The organism is Pseudomonas sp. P65(2024) (assembly GCF_057480955.1).
The window spans coordinates 1-17691 of the sequence record NZ_JBLIYX010000003.1; the positions used below are offsets into that span (position 1 = coordinate 1).

Consider the following 17691-nt stretch of genomic DNA (forward strand, 5'->3'; position numbering starts at 1 on the left):
GCAGACTATGAAGCGCTACTGCCGTGGAACTGCTCGCCGGAGATGCCACGATAACTGCGACTTCCTATTCTCGGTAGGTGGGGTTCATGGATCGCTTACAGTTCAGTAGCTCAGATTGGCAAAGCTTCCTGAAGGCCAACAATGTGATCAGCAGCATGAGCCGACGGGGAAACTGCCACGACAATGCCGTAGCCGAGAGCTTTTTCCAGCTTTTGAAGCGGGAGCGAATCCGACGAAAGATCTACGCAACGCGTGACGAAGCCCGAAGTGATATTTTCGATTACATCGAGATGTTCTATAACCCCAAGCGTCGACACAGCAGTGCTATGCAGCTGTCTCCAGTAGAGTATGAGAAACGCTATTTCCTGAGCTTGGAGAGTGTCTAGGAAACCAGGGGCGATTCAAAGGGCTTGGCAGCTCGAGCATCGGGTGCTGAATGGCGCGGTTTACTACGCCGTCCTGGACTTTTTACAATTACGTTCATCATGCTGTTTTTTGGGGCCTGATCAGAGCCTTTATTTACTCATCTGTAGCCGCTGGTTGCCAGAGCCATTCGATGCCCCACAGCGGTCGATCCTTTTGAATTTCCTTCACAACATTGATGTGGGCGTCATACGCTGCCTTGTCGAATGTCGTCCAGCTGCTGCCTTTTATAAGCGCTTCCTTGAACACTTGCTGGAGATTCGATCCTTTGAATGGTGGAGTATTAAGGTGCCGACCGATCGCTACGAGCAGCTGCCTGTCAAGGGGAGGGTGCAGCCTGGCAAGCTTGGCGTCGTGCTCATCCACGCCAGCTACGATGAGCTTGGATTTGAGGAAAATGTTCACCAGCTTTTGCGCTCTGCCATAGGTGCATTCGAGCTGGCATTCTTCGGTTCGAGTGTGGCCTGTGGTTTTGTCTTTCCACTCGCGTTTGTACGTGATCTTCTCGGCTCGACCCATGACCTCACGAAAAAGCCCATCCAGGTGGTCATCGATTTCATTTGGCGGAGGAAGGTCGTCCAAGGTGGCAATCTGACCCACCGGAGTATCGTTGATCAATTGTGACGCCACTGCCATCGTGTGGCCTGGCCCTTGTCTTGAGTAGGCGCGGCCTGCCGCCCAGATCGCAAAGCGATGCCGATGTTCCATCAGGGTGTATTTGTCTTGCATTCGGACTGCTTCCTGCGTTCTAAAGTGGGGTACGAGTTGACCGTCAATGAGGTGCGGGCAGAGGTTAGCCGTTACGCACGCCTCCACCTACGACACGGACAAATTCATCCTGCGCATCTTTGTCGAACAGGAAGACCGCATGCTTGTGATGCTCAGTTTGAGACATGACGTAATGAAGCATCTCAGGCTGCTCATCGTCAGACTTTTCCACGAGCTTTTGCAGCAGTGCTAGGCATTCCTGCTGCTTGTCGGTTAGCGAGTTCTTGGCTTCTAATACGTCAGCGACGCTCGTTTGGGCTAGGAAGGTGAAGTAGTTTTTGAGAAGGCCACTGATTACATCGGAGACCTGGACTGCCGGATGCAGTTTGGAGTCTACGAACTCAAAGTGGCAGGAGCCCAGTACCCCATCCTGTCTTTGAATTTCCTTGAAACTTTTCTCGATTTCGAACTCATTGTCGAAAATATGACGTGAGGAGGAAAAGCGGCTAATGCAATGGCGGTAGAACATTGACAGTCCGTCAATGAGCTTGAATGGCGTATGCGTGTACACCATGTCTAGGGATTCGATATTACGGCACAGATCAAACAGCTTGGACAGGCTAATGGTGCGGCTCAGATCTTCCTTGCTCATCTTACCGCCCAATCGGGCTGAAACCTGGCGATTTTTTTTGACGATTTCATTCAGGCGCTTAATGAATGGAGCCGCATTTTTGGGCGTCACGTTCGGATAGCGGTATTTTGTGAGTGCTGACAGGATATCGGACTTATACTTGCGCATAATGTAGTACAGCGCGTCTTTGTGATAGTCCGCATATGCCCGCCGCCCGCCCGCCGGTGCATAATTCAGCATGCCGTGCAGGTCAGCGTGGTCACAGCAATCATCGATGATGTCGACCAGCGACCAGTATTCCATATTCAGACTACTGTAGTGCAGGTAGTAGTCGGACGCCACCAACCATTTAAGAATTTGCGTGACTTTCGATGACTTCAAGTTATCAAGAAAGCTTCCTTTGGCAACCTGCTTGAATTTCAGTTCTTTCGCAGTGGGCGGTAAGCGCAGTGAGGCAATCAGCTCTTCACATTTGCTCTGTGCATGTTCTCCCTTATGGGCGATACCTGCCAGTACAAAGGATGGCGAGGGGTTTTCATGGGCATCAGTATTGAATCGGCCACCTGTCAGATACAAAGACCGGATATTGTTAGACTCATCATAGTAAAAGGTATAACTCATTACGACTCCTCTACATTACGTCGTAGGAATAAGCATTCAAAGAGGAAGGCGGGCTCATACTAGGTTCGGCGTATCCCATCCTGAGATTTGGCTGCCAATAGCCTCTATTGCGCGCGACTTTAGCATGATGGCCAGGTGCCGTCATCCAGCATAGCCCTCTCTACTAGTAGAAAAGTTTGGTAAATCGGAACGGATTGCGTGATCGAGTGAGATGTCGACATTTGTCAATACGACGAATGCAGAGTGAAGTCGTGACTGCTCTGCGTAGCGGCGTTAAGGAGCAAGTACCTCAGGAACAATCTACCCAATTGGCGTCAAACGTTAACGGTAGCTACGATCTATGACTGATCGGTAGGAAGGATTGAACAAGCTCAGGCTTACTCTTGTGTGCGGTTTGCTTTTGCCCGGTTGACCTTCCAAGGCAACGCTGGCTGAGTACGCACTTTCTTATGCTTACCTTTGGCAAACATATACGTTTGTAACTCCTGGAAATAACGGCTGCGGCCAGATAACTCATAGGTGATGAGGAACACCATCAATGGCGTGTCCGCCTTTTGCCACTGTGTGCCAATACGCTCCAGCGTGAGCGCGATATCATCAGTCCTGCTGTAACCTATGAAAATCTGGAATACCGCGTTGTCGGCGCGGTCATACAGCTTGGAAATCTCGTTGATATCAGTGTGCGCGCGCTTCCACTCCCACTCGACGTACGAAAGAGTGTCGCCCTCGGGGTAGCGCAGCACTGCGTCGGTGCGTCCACCTTGCTCGAACAGTGCCCTAGCCCCGAGAAGCGTAGCGCACTGGCGTACCACCAAGCCCAAGTGGATTGTCCAGTCCGCCCGCCCCGCAAGATCATTAGCCTCGGTTACCGGAAAATCACGGTACCAAAGGCAGTTAAAGAGCGTTATGAAATCCCGTTCAACTCTCTTCACAAGCGTCCTTGTCGATATGATTGGCCTGAGAACTGTAGCGGCGGGAACTCGCGAAAGTTGAGTGCGTGTCGAAATGTTTGTGAACGTCCTGTCAGTTGGCTTCGCATTTGGCCTTGGCGGGAAGGGAGGGCAGGGGATGAACCTGCCTTCCGAGAGTTATGCGGCCTATTGCTCGATCAGGCTTTGACGCTCATATCATTGGGTTCTTGAGAGATAGCATGAAGCGAAGCTCCTGATCAGCCAGCCTCACTCGTTCGTCGTAGGAGAATAGGCCATCAAAAAACGACCCTACTACGACATAGTGCTGGTCGATCACATCGTTGGTTGCCTTCTCAGGAGTAAGGTTTTCGATGCCCCCTTGATTGCCCACTCCATGGCGTGTCGCACAAGCGCAAGCTGATAGCGCAAAAACAGTGGGTTGCCTCTCAAAAAGCGTCGGATCCGAGCGGGAGGGTGACCTTTTTTGATCAGAAGGTCTTGAGCAATGCGAGTGGCCGCAAAATAGGCCAATGCCAGCCTTTCGACACTTGTGCAAGTCGGACGCTTGAGGAGTTTCAAATTATCAGGGCCCAAATGGTGCTTGACCGCCCGGGTGGTGTCTTGCAGGCGGCTGAGATTCTTCTCGTGATTGAGCTCATCACGTTTGAGTTTTTCCTGCGCGGCGGGTAAGTCCGCTGCGAGCTGCTGCAGTAAAGGCCCATCTGGATCGTTGGAGGCGAGCGCGGCCGACAGCGCCCTGTAGTAGCGCGTGTGATCCTTGCAGACCAAGCTCAGCGATCCGTGCTCTAGCTTCTCCATCTCATGACGCAGAGCTTCGGACAAAGAGATTGCGCCTAGGATTCGTCCAGGCGTTTTGGCCAGCTTACCCAGCGAGCCCTGCATTGTTTTCTTCCAATGTTCCCCTTTGGCCATCTCAAGGAAAGCAACGTCCAAAATCACAAATTTGGCTTTGGGGTCTTCTGCGATCACCCGCTCAAGCCCACCTCTCCTGAAGTAATTCTGGTCAAGCGCGTACACGTTCGCCATGTCCTGCTCCCTCGTCGTGAAGGGCTTGCCAACCCGGGGGCTGGGGCAGCCGTTTGGGTTGATGACGCGAGCATAGCGTCTGATCGATTCGAAAGGAAATGCAGGCTGACGAGTGACGAAAATTCCTCATTTAGAAGGGGAGGCGCATTGGCTGTTTACTGGCAGAGTCTTGGCTTTGAAGGCGCGATGCGAGCGATGCTGGTCTAGAAATTAGGTTAAGAACAGGGGGCCAAGCCTTCCTTTTCTAATGGGCCTTTCTGCATATGGTGTAGCCGTGGTGGTGGTGGTGGTGGTGGTGAGGCTAGCTAGCCAGATACCTTTTCCCAATGGCGGGACTGTGTCAGACAACCGGAGCCCCATAATTTTTGCTAGGGTTGGCAAGTGCGCAGTCAGATGCATGCTTGATGGGCATCCGGTGATGTCTGCAGGAGCCCCGGAATCATGGGACTAGTAGGATTTTTGGGTGTTTTGATTTCAAGGGTATTCAGAGGTTTTGGGGGAGGGTACCTTGGATAAGGGTTCGAATCCCTACGCTTCCGCCATACAAAAGCCCCTAAATTCGGGGCTTTTCGTGTTTCTGGGGTATGCGTTCACGCCAGATTATTCCCGCATGTGTTCCGCATCTTTTTAGTGGTGTTCCGCAACTTGGCTTGTTTAACCCATCACCGGGTGGGTTTTACAACCTCGCCAACGCGGCGGTAAACCACCTCTATTATGCGCTTGTCGGTGTGACCGAGCAGCCTGCTTGCATGGGCCACGTCCTCGATTTCGCTGGCGGCCTTCGGGCGAATGTCGCGGAACTGGAATTGGCTGATCCGGCCCGCAAGCACCTGGTCTCCGGCTGCTACAGCCTCCTTCACCGCTTGCTCTCGTGCATCGTCCCAGCGGTGTTGTAGCATTGCGGCTGTCACCCGTTTGCCTGCCTCGGTGAGTATCAAGTAGGGCGAGCCATGAGCCTCGTTGCGTTTCAAGATCTTTTCGATCAGGACGCCCATCCCGCTGGCCAATCCGTCCACCTCTAGCATGATCCGCAGCTTCTTGTGGGTCTTCTTCTGTTTGACGCCGAGGGCTTTGTCCTTGATGTCATCCTTCCCCATCACCAGCACGTCCGCAGGACGCTGACCTGTCAAATACGCCAAGTCCATGGCGACCCTCACATCATCAACCGCCTTCGCATATACCGCACTCCAGACCGCGTCATTGGCGTAGAATTCTCGCGGCGTCTCCTTGTTTTTACGCACACCTTGGCAAGGGTTCTCCTTCGTGGTGAGCCCCACTCTCGGGCCAGGTTGTAGACGTGGGAGTGAAGTGCGATCTCCCGATTTGCCCTCACGGGCGCTGACCTGGCATCCCGGTACTGTGCGACTAGGACCGGCGTTTTTGCGTCAATCGGCGCCTCGTCGAAGAAGGGGCGAAGCTGGCGGAGCTCTGCCAGATTGTCCTTTGGTGTTCGTTCTGCCTTCTCGGGGATTACGTCGCGTTGGTACCTATCGAAGATCGCTTTCATTAGCAGCAAATCAAGAGGCTTGTCTTTCGCTTCCAGCTCAGCCCATTTTTGACGCCGGGGGCGACAGGGCAAATGACCCTCTACGGTTCGGGACATCAAACAGCGGCATCTCAATCCTCCCCCGTTGCTTCGCCTTGCGAAAAGCTTCGTAGAAGGCGGGCGATTTTCTGCGCCGCACATCGCTACGGAAATGGGCTTGGGAGTGCATCGAGGGAGAGCAAGTCGAACAGTTTCCCCCGTCGATTTGTTGGTTGAGGACATCCCTAAAAAGTGCTGATTGCTCGGCGAGTCGCCGCCGAAATGTGAAAATCCCCATGCCCGCGTTGTACAGTGCTGGTACGCCGGGGGGTGAATAGGCAGTTGCCGAAAGAAAAATGCAGTCCTTTAACCACTAGTTCCCGCGAAAGGAAGTCAGATGCACATCCGCCTTGCTCAACTCAGCGATGTCCAGGCCATTGCCGAGATCTACAACCAGGGGATCGAAGACCGCAGCTCTACGTTCGAGACCCTGCCACGCACCGCCATGGATGTGCAGCCCTGGGTGGCCGACATGTCTCGCCATCCGGTGCTGGTCGTCGAGGTCGACGGCGCGGTAGTGGCGTGGGCAAACCTGAGCAGCTACCGCGCGCGTTCGTGCTACGCCGGCATCGCCGACTTCTCGATCTATCTGCACCGTGACGTCCGCGGACGTGGCATCGGCAAGGCACTGCTCAAAGCATTGCTCGGTGAGGCTGAGGCACGTGGCTTCTGGAAAGTCCTCTCACGCATTTTCACCTTCAACGAGGCGAGCCTCGCGCTCTGTCAGTCCTGCGGTTTCAGGACGGTTGGCGTCTATGAGAAGCACGCTTGTCTTGAAGGCCGTTGGCTGGACTGCGCGATCGTTGAACGGGTGTTTCCGTCGAACCAACCCGGTCCAGATGGCGAAGCAACTGCGGCATGAGATAGCCCGCATCAGCCCCTACACCCCTGAGGGTTGCCGAGGCGAAGTTCCTTTGCTTGGGTAACCCGACGAAGTACAGGCCGGGCACCTGATTTGCCACGCCGTTTCGCTGCAGGACACGCCCTTGCCGGTCGGCGACTGGAAGCTGTGCCAGAAACTCCAGGTTCGGCCGGAAGCCGGTGGCGAAGATCAGCGCGTCGGCCTGGTGGATGGTTCCATCCGGCCAGACAACGCCGTCGGGCAACACCTCCTGGAACATGGCTTTGCGCTGGAACCGGCCGGTACGTAAGGCCTGCCGGTACTTGCCGGTATCCAGCACGGGCGTGCTCTGGTCACTCAACCACCGCGTGTGCTCCAACCGGGTGAGTTTCAGCCAGGCATGAAAATCGAGCCCCAGGATCCGCTGGGGGAAGAAGCGGATCTTCTCGCGGGTCGCCAGCACTACCTGCGCAACGCCGGCAAGCTCATAGGCAATTTGAACCGCCGAGTTCGCCGCGCCGACCACGACGACGCGCTGGCCGGCAAAGGCCTCAGGCGTTCGATACGCCGAGCTGTGCAGGCAGGTACCTGAAAAGCTTTCCAGGCCAGGGATGTCAGGCGTGCTTGGACGGCTGAAGCCCCCTGATGCCACGACCACCGCACGCGCCGTGAAGGTCGATCCGTTGGCAGCGCGAACTTCGAATGCCTTGTCCTTCTGCACGACGTCCAGCACTCGGGTGCCGCCCTCAAAGGGCAGTTGAAACTCGGCGGCGTATGCCTCCAGGTACTGCACCACTTCGTCTCGCAGCGGGTAGCCCTGGGGATCGCCGGGAAACACCATCCCCGGTAGCGCTGAATACTCTGCCGGGGAGAACAGTTGCAGGCTGTCGTAGTAGTTACGCCAGTTTCCACCCGGGCGCGTCTGCTCATCCAGGATGAGAAAGTCCAAGCCCTGTTGCTGCAAATGCCAGCCAAGCGCCAAACCCGCTTGCCCACCACCGATGACGATCACATCCACCGCGCGACTCGATTTATTCATATGTGCGCAATCATGCATATATCAGGACAAAAAAAGGGCACGAGCTACGGGCAGCACAGCGAAACCAGACCCTTGGTTCGCTGGAGCAGCCCCTCAAGGCGCTCGACGATCGCCCCACCATTCACTTCGTAGAACACCTGCCTGCCCACCTTGGTGGCTTTCACGATCTGGGCATCGTGCAGCACCTGCAGATGCCTGGAGACCACCGAGCGCTCCTGCGGCAGTTCTTTAGCGATTTCGCCGACATCCGCCCGGCCCAGCAGGAGCACGCGCTTGAACACCGCGACCCTGGAGGGCTCGCAGAGTGCTTTGAAGAAGGCTTCGTCCAGCGACTCGATGGCAGCGTCGATGGCTTGGGTGCGGAGGTTCTGGTTGGTCGTCATGCCGCCAATATATGTGCGCGAATATGCACATGTAAAGCCACCCATCATCGGAGGGGTTGCGATACATTCGAAAAAGCGTATATTCGAAAAACCATATGCACGCAGAGCACCTCGTGATGACTGGCAAGATCCGCGTCCTGTTTGTTTGCACCGCAAACGCTGCTCGCTCCCAGTTCGCCGAAGCATTGCTCCGACACACAGACCCTGTGCGCTTTGAAGCATTCAGCGCCGGTACTCAGCCTGGCGAAGTAGATCCGCGTACCTTCGCGGCGCTTGAGCACCTCGGTATCGATGCCAGCGGCCTGCGCAGCAAGTCCATTGATGAGTTCGCCGACGAACACTTCGACTCCGTCATCACCCTTTGCGACAAGGCGGCATTGGAATGCCAGGTACTGCCGGCATTGGGCGATCGCTTGGCGTGGCACTTCGAAGATCCGGCCACCAGCGAAAAACACGATGCCTTCCGCCATACGCTTCACGAGATCCATGAGCGCATCAAGATGTTCGTCCTCGTGAAAACCCAACACTGAGAATCGTTATGACTGATCCACTGACCCCTACCAAGGTTTTCAAATGCCTCGCCGACGAGAACCGCATTCGGATGATGTTGCTGATCGCCCGCGAGGAAGAGCTCTGCGTCTGTGAGCTGACCTGTGCGCTGGAGGAAAGCCAGCCCAAGGTTTCCCGCCACCTGGCGCAGCTGCGCACGTGTGACCTGCTGGTAGACCGCCGCCAGGGCCAATGGGTTTACTACCGGCTACATCCGGAGCTGCCCGCCTGGGTACGCGAGATCCTGAAAACGACGCTGGAGGCCAATAGCGAGTGGCTGAACAGCAGTTCCACTCGACTGGACGCCATGGGTGACCGCCCACAGCGCGTCGCCACCTGCTGCTGATCACTGCCGAGCGAAAATCGATGAGAGTTCTGTTCCTCTGCACCGCCAATAGCTGCCGCAGCATCCTGTCAGAAGCCGTTTTCAACCACCTGGCCCCGGCCGGTATGAAGGCCTACAGCGCCGGCAGCCAGCCCAAGGGCGAGGTACATCCGCTGTCCATCTCCGCGCTGCAGCGCGCCGGTATTTCCACCGATGGCCTCAGCAGCAAATCCAGCGATGCACACGCCGAGCTGGCACCGGACTTCGTCATCACTGTCTGCGACAAGGCCGCCGGCGAAGCCTGTCCTGTGTTCTTCGGGCCGGCAGTAAAAGCCCATTGGGGGCTTTCCGATCCATCGGACCTGCAGGGTAGCGCCGCCAAATTGGATGCGGCTTTCGACACCACGCTTGAGCAGATCGAGCGACGTATCACGGCATTCCTTGCACTGCCTTTTGAACAACTGAATGCCGGGCAGCTCAAGGTCGAGCTGGCCCGCATCGGAACGCTCTGACGTTTAGGGAGATCCACCATGAGCAAAAGCCGACTTTCCTTCCTTGACCGTTACCTGACGGTCTGGATCTTTCTGGCCATGGGCCTCGGTATCGCCCTGGGCAGCTTGCTCCAGGGATTGCCCGCGTGGCTGAACAGCCTGTCGGTAGGCTCGACAAACATCCCCATCGCGATTGGCCTCATCGTCATGATGTACCCGCCGCTGGCGAAGGTGAAATACGAGGAACTTCCTCAGGTTTTCAAGGACAAGCGCATCCTCGTGCTGTCGCTGGTCCAGAATTGGGTAATCGGCCCGGTACTGATGTTCGGGCTGGCAGTAGTGTTCCTTTCCGACAAGCCTGAGTACATGACTGGCCTGATCCTCATCGGCTTGGCGCGCTGTATCGCCATGGTGCTGGTGTGGAACCAGATCGCCGGTGGCAACAACCAGTACGTGGCGGGCCTGGTCGCCTTCAACAGCATTTTCCAGATCCTGTTCTTCAGCGTGTACGCCTGGATCTTCCTGGGCCTGCTGCCGCCGCTGTTTGGCCTTGAGGGGAGCGTCATCGAGACCAGCTTCCTCGACATCGCTCAGTCGGTGATGATCTATCTGGGCATCCCGTTCCTGGCCGGTTTCCTGACCCGCAAGATCCTGATCAGTAGCAAGGGTGAGACCTGGTACCAGTTGCGCTTCATTCCGAAGATCAGTCCGCTGACGCTCGTGGCGTTGCTGCTGACCATCGTGGCCATGTTCAGCCTGAAAGGCGACATGGTGCTGCAGCTGCCGCTGGATGTGCTGCGCATCGCCATCCCGCTGACCATCTACTTCGTGGTGATGTTCTTCATCAGCTTCTGGATGGGCAAGCTGCTGGAGGCCGACTACCCACGCACCACCGCGCTGGCGTTCACCGCAGCAAGCAACAACTTCGAACTGGCCATTGCCGTGGCCATCGCTACCTTCGGCCTCGCTTCGCCGGTCGCCTTTGCCACCGTCATCGGGCCCTTGGTGGAAGTGCCGGTGCTGATCTCACTGGTAGGTGTGGCCTTGTGGCTCAAGCGCCGCTGGTTTGATCAGCCCTCTGGTGCCTTGTCTCAGGAGTAAATCATGACCGAACATCACATCCCCAACATCGACAACGATCTGGTCGACCTGCCGACAGCAGACAAACTGGCAGTCGAGCAGAAGTCCACCCATAAGCCTCGCATCCTGCTGCTGTACGGCTCGACCCGCGAGCGCTCCTTCAGCCGTCTGCTGACAGAAGAAGCGGCACGCCTGCTGGAGCACTTCGGTGCGGAGACGCGGATCTTCAATCCCTCCGGCCTGCCACTGGCGGATGACGTGCCCGATGACCACCCCATGGTCAAGGAACTGCGTGAGCTGGTGCTGTGGTCGGAAGGCATGGTCTGGTGCTCGCCTGAGCGCCACGGCGCGATGACTGGTGTGTTCAAGTCGCAGATCGACTGGATTCCACTGAGCATGGGCGCCGTGCGCCCAACGCAGGGCAAGACCCTCGCGGTGATGCAGGTCTGCGGCGGCTCGCAGTCGTTCAACGTGGTCAACCAGCTGCGCGTCCTCGGCCGCTGGATGCGCATGTTCACCATCCCCAACCAGTCATCCGTACCCAAGGCCTACCTGGAGTTCGACGAGGCCGGCCGCATGAAGCCCTCGGCGTACTACGACCGTGTCGTCGACGTGATGGAGGAGCTGGTGAAGTTCACCCTGCTGCTTCGTGACCGCGCCGACTACCTGGTCGATCGCTACTCCGAGCGCAAGGAGTCGGCTGAAGAGCTTTCCAAACGCGTTAATCAACGCTCCATCTGAGGCTTTCTGAGCATGCAACTGCACCCGTACTCCGTGCTGGCCACTCCCGAGTTGATCGGCCAGCTGATCTTCACCCCGTGCCCTGGCACCAAGGAAACCTCGGTATCCCACGCGCTGGCAACGCTGCGCGAAGCTGGTGCGAGTGCACTGGTCACCCTGATGCCGAGTGAAGAGCTGCTGCAGAACGAGATCGACCTGCTGCCCGAGGAGTGCCAACTGCTGGGCCTCGAATGGTTCTACCTGCCGGTGGAAGACGACCAGGCGCCCGGCGAGCCCTTTGCTGCCGCCTGGGAGATCCACCGGGACCGCCTGAAAGCGTTGGTGATGACTGGCAAGACGATCGCCATTCACTGCAAAGGCGGCTCCGGCCGCACCGGGCTGTTTGCGGCCCGGCTGATGATCGAGTGCGGCATTCCCGTGCAGGAAGCTGTTGCTCAGGTCCAGGCCCTGCGCCCACGTGCAATTCGGAACCTTGCGCACGTCGACTACATCAACCAGTTCGCCAATACCCTCTGACCGTCCGCTGACGGCTACGCGAGAATAACAACATGGCAATCAAAGTAGGCATCAATGGGTTTGGCCGCATCGGTCGCTTGGCGCTGCGCGCGTCTTGGGACTGGCCAGAGTTCGAGTTTGTGCAGATCAATGATCCGGCCGGCGACGCCGAGACCCATGCCCACCTGATTAACTTCGACTCGGTCCACGGCCGCTGGCACCGTGAAGCCCATGCTGAGGGCAGTATGGTGGTGATCGACGGCAAGCGCATTCAGGTCACCGCGAACAAGACCATCGCCGACACCGACTGGTCGGGCTGCGACCTGGTCATCGAGGCCAGCGGCAAGATGAAATCGATAGCCGAGCTCCAGGCCTATCTGGATCAGGGCGTCAAACGTGTGGTGGTCTGCGCTCCCGTGAAGGAGAAAGGCGCACTGAACGTGGTGATGGGCGTCAACCAGCACCTGTTCGACCCGGCGCAGCACCGCATCGTTACCGCCGCCTCTTGCACTACCAACTGCCTGGCCCCGGTGGTCAAGGTGATTCACGAGAACCTGGGCATCCGCCACGGATCGATCACCACCATCCACGACCTCACCAACACTCAGAGCATCCTCGATACGCCTCACAAGGACCTGCGCCGCGCCCGTGCCTCGGGCATGAGCCTGATCCCGACCACCACGGGCTCGGCCACCGCAATCGCCGAGATCTTCCCCGAGCTGCGTGGCAAGCTGAATGGTCACGCCGTGCGTGTACCGCTGGCCAACGCCTCGCTGACCGACTGTGTGTTCGAAGTTGAGCGTGAGACGACGGCTGAGGAGGTCAACGCGCTGCTGAAGGCGGCGGCCGAAGGACCGCTGAAAGACATCCTGGGCTACGAAGAACGCCCCCTGGTGTCCATCGACTACCGCACCGATCCGCGCTCCTCGATCATCGACGCGCTGTCGACCTTGGTGGTCAATGGCACACAGGTGAAGATCTACGCCTGGTACGACAATGAGTGGGGCTATGCCAACCGTGCAGTTGAACTGGCCCGCCTGGTCGGCGCAGCGGAGTAAATAGCGATCATGAAGGCGTTGTCAGCCCTGTCTGCGGAGGTGCGTCAGTACCTGCTGGTTACCGGCAATTACTGGGCCTTCACCCTCACCGACGGCGCATTGCGTATGTTGGTGGTACTGCATTTCCATTCGCTGGGCTACACACCGCTGCAGATCGCCGCGTTGTTCCTGTTCTACGAAGTGTTCGGCGTGATCACCAACCTGGTGGGTGGCTACCTCGGCGCCCGCCTGGGACTCAACCGCACCATGAACATCGGCTTGGGCATGCAGGTCTTTGCGCTTGTGATGCTCACAGTGCCGGCAGACTGGCTGACGGTGCCGTGGGTGATGGCCGCCCAGGCACTGTCCGGCATCGCCAAGGACCTGAACAAGATGAGCGCCAAGAGCTCCATCAAGCTCTTGGTACCGGGCAGCCAACAGGGGACGCTCTACAAATGGGTGGCCATCCTGACGGGCTCGAAGAACGCGCTCAAAGGTGTGGGCTTTTTCCTCGGCGGAGCACTGCTCGCGTTGCTCGGCTTCACCCTGGCGGTGCTGGCCATGGCGGCAGTACTGGCTCTGATCTGGATTGGCAGTCTGGTGCTGCTGAAAAAGGACTTGGGCAAAGCCAAGGCCAAACCCAAGTTCCGCGACATGCTGTCCAAGAGCCGAGCCATCAACATCCTCTCGGCCGCACGGCTGTTTCTCTTCGGTGCCCGAGACGTCTGGTTCGTCGTGGCGCTGCCGGTGTACCTGAGCACCGCGTTTGGCTGGGACTTCTGGCTGGTCGGCGGCTTCCTCGCCGCGTGGATCATTGGCTACGGCATCGTCCAGTCGTTTGCTCCTCACATCACCGGCAAGAAGCGTGGTCATGTGCCCGACGGCCGAGCGGCCTTCATTTGGGCTCTCGCCCTGGCCGGACTGCCTGCGCTTATTGCCGTGGGCCTATCAGCAGGCTGGTCGGCGCAGGTGGTGTTGCTTGGTGGGCTGATGCTGTTCGGCGTGCTGTTCGCGGTGAACTCCTCGTTGCACAGCTACCTGATTGTCAACTATGCCAAGGAAGATGGGGTCTCGCTGGACGTAGGCTTCTACTACATGTCCAACGCCTTGGGGCGGCTGGTCGGGACACTGCTGTCAGGCTGGGTGTTCCAAGCTTACGGTTTGCAGGCCTGCCTGTGGGTTTCCAGCATTTTCGTACTGGCTGCTGCGCTCATCTCGATCGGGTTGCCCAGACATAGCGAGATGGCTCAGCAGACCCACTGAGCACAGGGTAAGAACGGAGGCACTCAAGCCTCCGCTTTCACCAGAAACTGCTCGATCTCAGCGACAGTGCTTCTGGCTGTGCGGGTCAACCCGATCAAGGTGGCGGATGCAGAGCCTGTCCACTCGCCATAACCCACCAGCCATAGGCCTGGCGCATTCACTGCACGTGTACCTGAAACTTCGACGCGATCGTCACCAGTGACTACCCCGAGGCTCGCCAAGTGCCCCAGCGCCGGCTTGAATCCGGTGCACCAAATCACAGCATCGGCTGCGGTCTCCGAGCCGTCTGCCCAGACCACTCCGTCGGGGGTGAAGCGAACGAAAGGCCTCACTGCATGAAGAACGTCTCGCTTACGCGCCTCGACCACAGGCGGGACCATCACGGTATCGCCCAGCCCACCGACTGGCTGCTCAATCACACGGCCCTCCATCTGCGCTTTCCAGCGCTCTGTCGCCCGTTCGAACAACACTCGACCATCCACATCATCCGGCAGGAAGAGTGGCTCGGTGGGCGTTACCCAGGTCGCATCCGCTACATGGGACACCTCTGCGAGATCTGTGCCCCAGAGTTTCCGCCACCGACGACCAGTACTCGCTTACCCGAGAACGACTGCGGCTCAACATAGTGAGCTGAATGCAGCTGCTGGCCACGGAACAGCTCGGCACCGGGATAAGCAGGGATATTGGGGTTGCTCCAGGTGCCGGTGGCACTGACCACTGCTTTAGCATCCCAGTACCCGCGCTCGGAATGGACACGCAATGTACCGCCCAGGCGCTCGACGGAGGTGACCCGTACTGGCCGCTCAATAGGGAACTGATAGGTAAGCGGGCGGTAGTCACACCTTTTTTGAGAGGTATCCGGTTGTGTGGTGACTATGCGACTGTTGCTGGACATGATGCGGCCCAGGCTCTGTGAGCTTGGGCCGCTAGTCGTCACGTGTAAGCACCAGCCGAATAAATCAGCTCGTAGCTGTGGCTATAGATTTCCAGGATGTTTCCGAACGGGTCTTCCATGTAGACCATGCGGTATGGCTTCTCGCCAGGGTAATACTCACGCACAGGCATGCGTTGCTTGCCACCAGCGGCAACAATCTTGGCTGCCAAGCCTTCAACATCCGGATCTTGGACGCAGAAGTGGAAGATGCCGGTCTTCCAGTATTCAAAATTATTCTGAGGCTTTTCGGCGTTACGGAACTCAAAAATTTCCACGCCGATCCGATCACCCGTGGACATGTGAGCGATACGCAAGGAGCTCCAGCCGGCACCAAACACATCCGTACACATGACGCCTATAGCTGAGTCGTCCTCGGTGATCGTAGTCGGGGGCATGATCAAGTACCAACCCATGACTTCAGTGTAGAACTTCACCGCAGCGTCCAGATCGGTTACCGACAAGCCTAAGTGGGAGAAGCTACGTGGGTAAACTGATGACATAACCTGTACCTCTTCATCGTTGGTGAGGTGGCCAGTCTAGGAAGGCGGAGCCATAATGAAAATGATCATCAGATTATGGTAGTGATAAGAGATTGTTATGCTAAATCCACAATGGCTGAGAACCTTCGCTGCTCTGATCGAACAGGGTAACTTTACTCGCTGCGCTGAGCACCTAGACCTGACGCAGGCCGCTGTCAGCCAGCATGTGCTGAAGCTCGAGGAAAGGCTTGGCCCGTTATTGATACGCCGCCCGCGCCAGCTCGAACTAACACCTGCTGGGCGAGCGCTGGTGAGCTACTGCGAGGAGGTTGGCGCAGCCGATCAGCGCCTGTATCAACGCTTGTCCGAGCATGATGACAAGCACGGAGACGTCGGGTTGATCTGTCCCGGCAGCATTGGACTGGTGCTGTACCCCATGCTGTTGACCGTTCAGCAGACGCATCCTGGCCTAGTTATTCGACAACGCTTTGCCCCTGATAAGGAGGTGCTCGAAGCCGTACTGGATAATCGATTCGAGTTAGGCCTTGTCACGTTCAAGCCCGACGATCCGCGCTTGTGCGTGAGTCGCTTCACCGAGGAGCCACTGGAGCTGATCGCACCTGCCTCGGAGCGAGTCGAAGGTTGGGAGGATCTGAGACGCATAGGCTTCATCGATCACCCTGATGGTCGCGCGATGGGCAGTCGACTGCTCAGTCGTTACTACCCTGATGAGTCGGGCATCGGCAGTCTTCCCTGTCGTGGCTTTACCAACCAGATTGGTCTGATTCTTGAGCCTGTTGCGCGAGGGTTAGGCTTTACGGTGCTACCGCGCTATGCACGGTTGGCGTTTCAACGAGCGGAAAGTATCCAGGTAATTAAGGGGCCACGATTAGTCGAGGACACGCTATGGTTGATACACCGCTCAGAATGGCCTCTATCTACTCGGGCAGAGCTGGTCGTTCAAAAACTGAAGACTCAGATTAAAGAGATGTAAGCGCGGAACTCCTACTAGCAAACATTTTTCCATGAATCACAAATTAGCGATGTGTCCACTGATGCGGTAGCAACAGATCGATTTCACTAGCCCGCTGCGTAGGCAGCCGTGTCAGCACATTATTGAGGTATGCATACGGATCATGCCCATTCATACGCGCCGACTGGATCAGACGCATGATTGCCGCAGCCCGTTTGCCACTGCGCAGCGACCCGGTAAACAACCAGTTCGAGCGACCGAGTGCCCATGGCCGTATCTGGTTTTCGACCTGATTGTTGTCGATGGGCACAGCCCTATCGTCCAGGTAGCGCGTCAGCGCTACCCAGCGTTTCAGGCTGTAATCGAGGGCTTTGGCCGTGGCTGATCCGTTGGGCACCAGATCGCGCTGGGCCAACATCCACTCATGCAGTGTGCTGCTGATCGGTACCGCCATTTCCTGGCGTATTCGCCAACGGTCTTCGTTGCTCAAATCCCGAGCCTGGCGTTCAACCTCGTATAAACCGCCAATCGAGTGCAGCGCCTGTTCGGCCAGCTGACTTTTATTCGCGACATGCAGGTCGAAGAACTTGCGGCGAGCATGAGCCATGCAGCCGCTTTCAGTGATGCCTTGCTCAAAACCGGCTTTTTAGCCCGCGAAGTCATCGCAGAACAACTTGCCGTTCCAAGAGTCCAGGAAGTTGCGCGCATGTTCGCCTGCGCGGCTTGGGCTGAAGTCATACACCACCGCATTAAGCGCCGAAAACGGCGTCGTGCTGTAGGCCCAGACATAGGCCCGGTGGGTTTTCTTCTCGCCCGGCGCAAGCATTTGTACCAGTGTTTCATCGGCGTTGATCACGCCCTGGCTCAGCACCGCTTCACGCAGTGCATCGACCAGTGGCTGGAGTTGCACGCCAGTTTGCCCCGCCTGTTCAGGATGGCTACCCCTCATGCGAGCATGTCATCGACTACCTGAGCCGCTACGAAGCGCGCTATCAGTACCAAAGCCCTGCCGAGCTAAGGCGCGCCTGGTGGCGCTGAACGCAAACGACTGGTCAAGTCGAATGCAAACAGGTGGTCAAATGAATGCAATTACCCAGTCGGTACACACCCGGGGGCAAGTCCCTGTTTTTGGTCT

At 57.3% G+C, this 17691-nt stretch carries 16 protein-coding genes and 5 pseudogenes; 11 read left to right on the plus strand and 10 right to left on the minus strand.

The features are described from left to right. Positions 1-98: 98 nt before the first annotated feature. A pseudogene (locus tag AC25MA_RS05300) lies at positions 99-386 on the plus strand (IS3 family transposase); the annotation flags it as partial. Positions 387-519: 133 nt separating this feature from the next. Here AC25MA_RS05300 and AC25MA_RS05305 read toward each other — a convergent pair. The 5 genes and pseudogenes from AC25MA_RS05305 to AC25MA_RS05325 all read right to left on the minus strand — a co-directional run bounded on the left by AC25MA_RS05305 (position 520) and on the right by AC25MA_RS05325 (position 5944). Continuing rightward, positions 520-1152, minus strand: a complete 633-nt coding sequence (locus tag AC25MA_RS05305; protein ID WP_486971838.1) for a hypothetical protein — start codon at positions 1150-1152, stop codon at positions 520-522. Between the two features lie 64 nt (positions 1153-1216). Next, positions 1217-2383 carry a DUF3800 domain-containing protein gene (locus tag AC25MA_RS05310; protein ID WP_486971839.1) on the minus strand — a complete coding sequence of 389 codons (1167 nt, stop codon included), beginning with the start codon at positions 2381-2383 and terminating at the stop codon, positions 1217-1219. A gap of 377 nt (positions 2384-2760) precedes the next feature. After that, positions 2761-3315 carry a hypothetical protein gene (locus tag AC25MA_RS05315; protein ID WP_486971840.1) on the minus strand — a complete coding sequence of 185 codons (555 nt, stop codon included), beginning with the start codon at positions 3313-3315 and terminating at the stop codon, positions 2761-2763. 312 nt (positions 3316-3627) lie between these two features. Continuing rightward, positions 3628-4341, minus strand: coding sequence for a hypothetical protein (locus AC25MA_RS05320; protein WP_486971841.1), 714 nt, complete (start codon positions 4339-4341; stop codon positions 3628-3630). Positions 4342-5003: 662 nt separating this feature from the next. Further along, positions 5004-5944: pseudogene (locus AC25MA_RS05325) on the minus strand (tyrosine-type recombinase/integrase). Between the two features lie 319 nt (positions 5945-6263). Here AC25MA_RS05325 and AC25MA_RS05330 point away from each other — a divergent pair. Continuing rightward, complete coding sequence (locus AC25MA_RS05330; protein ID WP_082750395.1) at positions 6264-6788, plus strand: arsinothricin resistance N-acetyltransferase ArsN1 family A; 525 nt, start codon at positions 6264-6266, stop codon at positions 6786-6788. On the opposite strand, the pseudogene AC25MA_RS05335 reads toward AC25MA_RS05330, so the two are convergent. Both AC25MA_RS05335 and AC25MA_RS05340 read right to left on the minus strand, forming a co-directional pair. After that, positions 6763-7806: pseudogene (locus tag AC25MA_RS05335) on the minus strand (flavin-containing monooxygenase); the annotation flags it as partial. The gene AC25MA_RS05330 and the pseudogene AC25MA_RS05335 overlap by 26 nt on opposite strands. A gap of 44 nt (positions 7807-7850) precedes the next feature. Beyond that, on the minus strand, positions 7851-8189 hold the full coding sequence (locus AC25MA_RS05340) for an ArsR/SmtB family transcription factor (RefSeq protein ID WP_028692330.1): 339 nt from the start codon (positions 8187-8189) through the stop codon (positions 7851-7853). Between the two features lie 116 nt (positions 8190-8305). Here AC25MA_RS05340 and AC25MA_RS05345 point away from each other — a divergent pair, with 116 nt between their 5' ends. The 8 genes from AC25MA_RS05345 to arsJ are packed head-to-tail and all read left to right on the plus strand — an operon-like array spanning position 8306 to position 14170. Continuing rightward, positions 8306-8719: an arsenate reductase ArsC gene (locus AC25MA_RS05345; RefSeq protein WP_486971842.1), complete on the plus strand. Its 414-nt coding sequence runs from the start codon at positions 8306-8308 to the stop codon at positions 8717-8719. An 8-nt stretch (positions 8720-8727) separates the two neighbouring features. Continuing rightward, positions 8728-9084: a metalloregulator ArsR/SmtB family transcription factor gene (locus AC25MA_RS05350; protein WP_307945142.1), complete on the plus strand. Its 357-nt coding sequence runs from the start codon at positions 8728-8730 to the stop codon at positions 9082-9084. Between the two features lie 20 nt (positions 9085-9104). Next, positions 9105-9575, plus strand: coding sequence for an arsenate reductase ArsC (locus tag AC25MA_RS05355; RefSeq protein ID WP_069017335.1), 471 nt, complete (start codon positions 9105-9107; stop codon positions 9573-9575). An 18-nt stretch (positions 9576-9593) separates the two neighbouring features. Continuing rightward, positions 9594-10655, plus strand: a complete 1062-nt coding sequence (gene arsB / locus AC25MA_RS05360) for an ACR3 family arsenite efflux transporter (protein ID WP_486971843.1) — start codon at positions 9594-9596, stop codon at positions 10653-10655. A gap of 3 nt (positions 10656-10658) precedes the next feature. Further along, entirely contained in the window at positions 10659-11375 is a 717-nt protein-coding gene (gene arsH, locus AC25MA_RS05365) for an arsenical resistance protein ArsH (RefSeq protein WP_088853001.1), read from the plus strand. A 12-nt stretch (positions 11376-11387) separates the two neighbouring features. Further along, entirely contained in the window at positions 11388-11891 is a 504-nt protein-coding gene (locus AC25MA_RS05370; protein ID WP_486971844.1) for a phosphatase domain-containing putative toxin, read from the plus strand. Between the two features lie 32 nt (positions 11892-11923). Next, a complete protein-coding gene (locus AC25MA_RS05375; protein ID WP_069017338.1) occupies positions 11924-12928 on the plus strand; it encodes an ArsJ-associated glyceraldehyde-3-phosphate dehydrogenase in 1005 nt (334 codons plus the stop codon). A gap of 9 nt (positions 12929-12937) precedes the next feature. Further along, positions 12938-14170: an organoarsenical effux MFS transporter ArsJ gene (arsJ, locus tag AC25MA_RS05380; RefSeq protein WP_213883369.1), complete on the plus strand. Its 1233-nt coding sequence runs from the start codon at positions 12938-12940 to the stop codon at positions 14168-14170. Positions 14171-14193: 23 nt separating this feature from the next. Here arsJ and AC25MA_RS05385 read toward each other — a convergent pair. Then, positions 14194-14990: pseudogene (locus AC25MA_RS05385) on the minus strand (NAD(P)-binding domain-containing protein); the annotation flags it as partial. Between the two features lie 113 nt (positions 14991-15103). Continuing rightward, positions 15104-15604, minus strand: a complete 501-nt coding sequence (locus AC25MA_RS05390; protein WP_069017340.1) for a lactoylglutathione lyase family protein — start codon at positions 15602-15604, stop codon at positions 15104-15106. 97 nt (positions 15605-15701) lie between these two features. On the opposite strand from AC25MA_RS05390, the gene AC25MA_RS05395 reads away from it, so the two are divergent. After that, positions 15702-16577 carry a LysR family transcriptional regulator gene (locus tag AC25MA_RS05395; protein WP_069017341.1) on the plus strand — a complete coding sequence of 292 codons (876 nt, stop codon included), beginning with the start codon at positions 15702-15704 and terminating at the stop codon, positions 16575-16577. Between the two features lie 43 nt (positions 16578-16620). Here AC25MA_RS05395 and tnpC read toward each other — a convergent pair. Beyond that, positions 16621-17481: pseudogene (gene tnpC, locus AC25MA_RS05400) on the minus strand (IS66 family transposase); the annotation flags it as partial. Between the last annotated feature and the right edge of the window lie 210 nt (positions 17482-17691).